Source organism: Corynebacterium sp. (assembly GCF_030535495.1).
Lineage (GTDB): Bacteria > Actinomycetota > Actinomycetes > Mycobacteriales > Mycobacteriaceae > Corynebacterium.
Genome location: NZ_JAUNRW010000125.1, coordinates 1920 through 5373, shown reverse-complemented (window position 1 = coordinate 5373; position 3454 = coordinate 1920). Strand labels below are relative to the sequence as shown.

At 66.4% G+C, this 3454-nt stretch carries 4 protein-coding genes; all 4 read left to right on the top strand.

Translation table 11 applies throughout. The features are described 5' to 3' along the window. Positions 1–20: 20 nt before the first annotated feature. Positions 21–932 carry a GTPase Era gene (gene era / locus Q4F73_RS11210; RefSeq protein ID WP_303359428.1) on the top strand — a complete coding sequence of 304 codons (912 nt, stop codon included), beginning with the start codon at positions 21–23 and terminating at the stop codon, positions 930–932. Further along, on the top strand, positions 933–1652 hold the full coding sequence (gene recO, locus Q4F73_RS11205; protein WP_303359427.1) for a DNA repair protein RecO: 720 nt from the start codon (positions 933–935) through the stop codon (positions 1650–1652). It abuts the gene before it with no gap. A 1-nt stretch (position 1653) separates the two neighbouring features. Continuing rightward, complete coding sequence (locus Q4F73_RS11200; protein ID WP_303359426.1) at positions 1654–2403, top strand: isoprenyl transferase; 750 nt, start codon at positions 1654–1656, stop codon at positions 2401–2403. Positions 2404–2411: 8 nt separating this feature from the next. Continuing rightward, positions 2412–3454: VIT1/CCC1 transporter family protein (locus tag Q4F73_RS11195; RefSeq protein ID WP_303359425.1), on the top strand; the 1043-nt coding region annotated here is incomplete at its 3' end.

The following is a 3454-nucleotide window of genomic DNA, read 5'->3' as shown; positions in this document are numbered from 1 at the left end:
ACCAACCTCAAGGAGTCCCCATCAGCTCATTCACCGACACCCCGGACGGCTTCCGTTCCGGCTTCGTCAGCTTCGTCGGCCGCCCGAACACGGGAAAGTCGACGCTCACCAATGCTCTGGTGGGGGAGAAGATCGCCATCACCGCCAACCAGCCGGAGACCACGCGCCATCCGATCCGTGGCCTGGTGCACCGGGAGGACGCGCAGATCGTGGTCGTCGACACGCCGGGTCTGCACAAGCCGCGGACGCTGTTGGGTGAGCGGCTCAATGAGATCGTCAAGGACACCTACGCCGATGTCGATCTCATCGGTCTGACGGTCCCGGCGGACGAGAAGATCGGCCCCGGTGACCGCTGGATTCTGGAGAATCTGCGCAAGGTGGTGCCGGACACGCCCATCGTCGGCATCGTGACCAAGCTGGACAAAGCCAGCAAGGATCAGGTCGGCGCGCAGCTCATGGCGCTGCATGAGCTCCTCGGTGGCCAGTCCGAGGTGGTCCCGGTCTCCGCCAAGGACGGCACCCAGGTGGAGGTGCTTATCGACGTCCTCGCCTCCCTCCTCCCCGAAGGCCCCAAGTTCTACCCGGACGATCACATCACGGACGATGACACTGAAAAGCGCATTTCCGAACTCATCCGCGAGGCGGCGCTGTCCGGCCTCAAGGACGAGTTGCCGCACTCGGTGGCCGTGGAGATCGATGAGATGCTCACCGAGAACGGCAAGATGACCATCCACGCGATCCTCTACCTGGAGCGCGAGGGCCAGAAGGCGATCATCCAGGGCAAGGATGGGCGTCGCTTCGGGCGGATCATCCACAATTCGCGCCAGGAGATCATCAAGTTGCTGGGCCGGAACGTGTACCTGGATCTGCGGATGAAGGTGCTCAAGAACTGGCAGTCCGACCCGAAATCGCTGGGTCGCCTGGGCTTCTAGATGCGCGCACAGCCGTACCGCGACCGGGCGCTGGTGGTGCGGACCTATGATTTCGGCGAGGCCGACCGCATCATCGTCCTGCTCACCCGACACCACGGCATCCGGCGAGGGGTGGCCAAGGGGGTGCGTCGGGCGAAATCCCGATTCGGCTCCCGGCTGCAGCACTTCGTGGACATCGACGTGCAGCTGTACCCGGGGCGCAACCTGGATTCGATCACCGGGGCCGACACCGTGGCCTACTACGGTTCCGGCATCATCGACGACTACGAGCGTTACACCGCGGCGTGCGCGGCCCTGGAGACGGCGGAGAGGCTGTCCCAGGATGAGGATCCCTGGTTGTTCGACCACCTCACCGAGACCCTGGCCCGCCTGCAGGACAGCGACCATCCCACGTTGGTGCTCGACGCCTTCCTCCTGCAGGCGATGGCTCACGCCGGCTGGGCGCCGAGCCTCTTCGACTGCGCCCAGTGCGGTGCGCCGGGCCCGCACCACGCCTTCCACCCGGCCATCGGGGGCGCGGCCTGCGTGCGGTGTCGGCCGCCGGGAGCCGCGGAGGTGCCGGAGGAGTCCCTCCACTCCATGTGGCTGCTGCTCCACGGGCACGAGGTGGGGGCGACAGGGCAGGATCTCGATGCCGTCATCCACCGGCTGACCCGGGCACACCTGCAGTGGCACCTGGAACAGAAGGTCACCAGTCTGGGCGTCATGGACCAGACGTAGGATGGTCAGCGTGAGCAACGCACCCCTGAACCCCCCGGATATTCCCTCCCAGTTCATCCCCGACCACATCGCCCTGGTCATGGACGGCAACGGCCGTTGGGCCGAGGAGCGCGGTCTCAGGCGTACTGAGGGCCACAAGCGCGGTGAGGCAGTCCTCATGGATGTGGTGGATGCCTGCCTGGCGATGGGGGTGCCCTATCTCTCGGCCTACGCCTTCTCCACGGAGAACTGGCGGCGTTCGGCCGATGAGGTCCGATTCCTCATGGGCTTCAACCGGGATGTGCTCCGCCGCCAGCGTGACGTGCTCAATGAGAAGGGGGTGCGCGTGCGCTGGGTGGGCCGTCGCCCCCGTCTGTGGCGCGCCGTCATCCGTGAGCTGGAGACCGCGGAGGAGCTGACCAAGGACAACACGCGGATGACCCTGGCGATGTGCGTCAACTACGGCGGCCGCGCGGAGATCGTCGATGCCGCACGGGAAATCGCGCGCCGCGCCGCCGCCGGCACCCTGCGCCCGGAGGACATCACCGAGAAGAGCTTCCCGCAGTTCCTCGACGAGCCGGACATGCCGGACGTCGACCTGTTCCTGCGCCCCTCCGGTGAAAAGCGCACCTCGAATTTCCTGCCCTGGCAGTCGGCATACGCCGAGATGGTCTACCAGGACAAGCTCTTTCCGGATTTCACTCCCCAGGATCTTTTCGACGCCGTCCTGGAGTACGCTTCACGTGACCGTCGCTTCGGCGGCACGAAGTAGGTAGGGGAGTGGGAGCAGCAGTGGTGGTCAACAGCGAGGAACCGACCCGCGCGCAGATCAACCGGTGGCGCCGCTACCTGGCGAACGAGCGCGCCGAGGCCGCCCTGTACCGCGAGCTCGCCCGCCGCAAATCAGGAGAGGAACGCGAGATCCTGCTCGCACTGGCGGACTCGGAGTCCCGCCACGAGGAGTTCTGGCGCGACAAGCTCGGCGAGTACGTCGGATTCCCCCGCCAACCGGACCTCAATACCCGCTTCATGGGCTTTCTGGCCAAGCGCTTCGGCTCGGTGTTTACCCTGGCTCTCATGCAGTCGGCCGAGGCCCGCAGCCCCTACATCAAGGACGAGGACGCCCCGGAGCAGATCGCCGCGGATGAGCGCATCCACGCGGAGGTGGTTCGCGGCCTGGCGTCGCGTGGACGCGAGAAGATGTCCGGTGGTTTCCGCGCCGCCGTCTTCGGTGCCAACGACGGCCTGGTGTCCAACCTGGCACTGGTGGTCGGTGTCATGGGCTCCGGTGTCTCCGCGAACATGATCCTGCTCACCGGTATCTCCGGTCTGCTCGCGGGCGCGCTGTCCATGGCGGCGGGTGAATACGTGTCGGTGACCTCCCAGCGCGAACTCCTCGAGGCCTCCACCCCGCACCCCAAGGCGCATACCCTGTTGCCGTCGCTCGACGTCAACGCCAACGAGCTGGCCCTGGTCTACCGGGCACGTGGCATGGGGGAGAAGGAGGCCAAGGACAAGGCCCAGGCCGAGTTCTCCCGCATGGCCCTCGAGCAGGCCATCGGGCTGGACCGGGAGGACAGCCCCGGTGAGCAGGAGCAGTGGACCGATCCTGGTGAGGTCGTCGGATCCCCGTGGACGGCCGCGGGCTCGAGTTTCCTCTTTTTCGCTGGCGGAGCCTTCATCCCGATCATCCCGTTCTTGTTCGGGGCCTCCCCGATCGTCGGTGCGATCATCGCGATGGTGCTGGTGTCCTGCGCCCTCATGTTCACCGGTGGCGTGGTCGGCGTACTCTCCGGCAAACCGCCGCTGTCCCGCGCCATGCG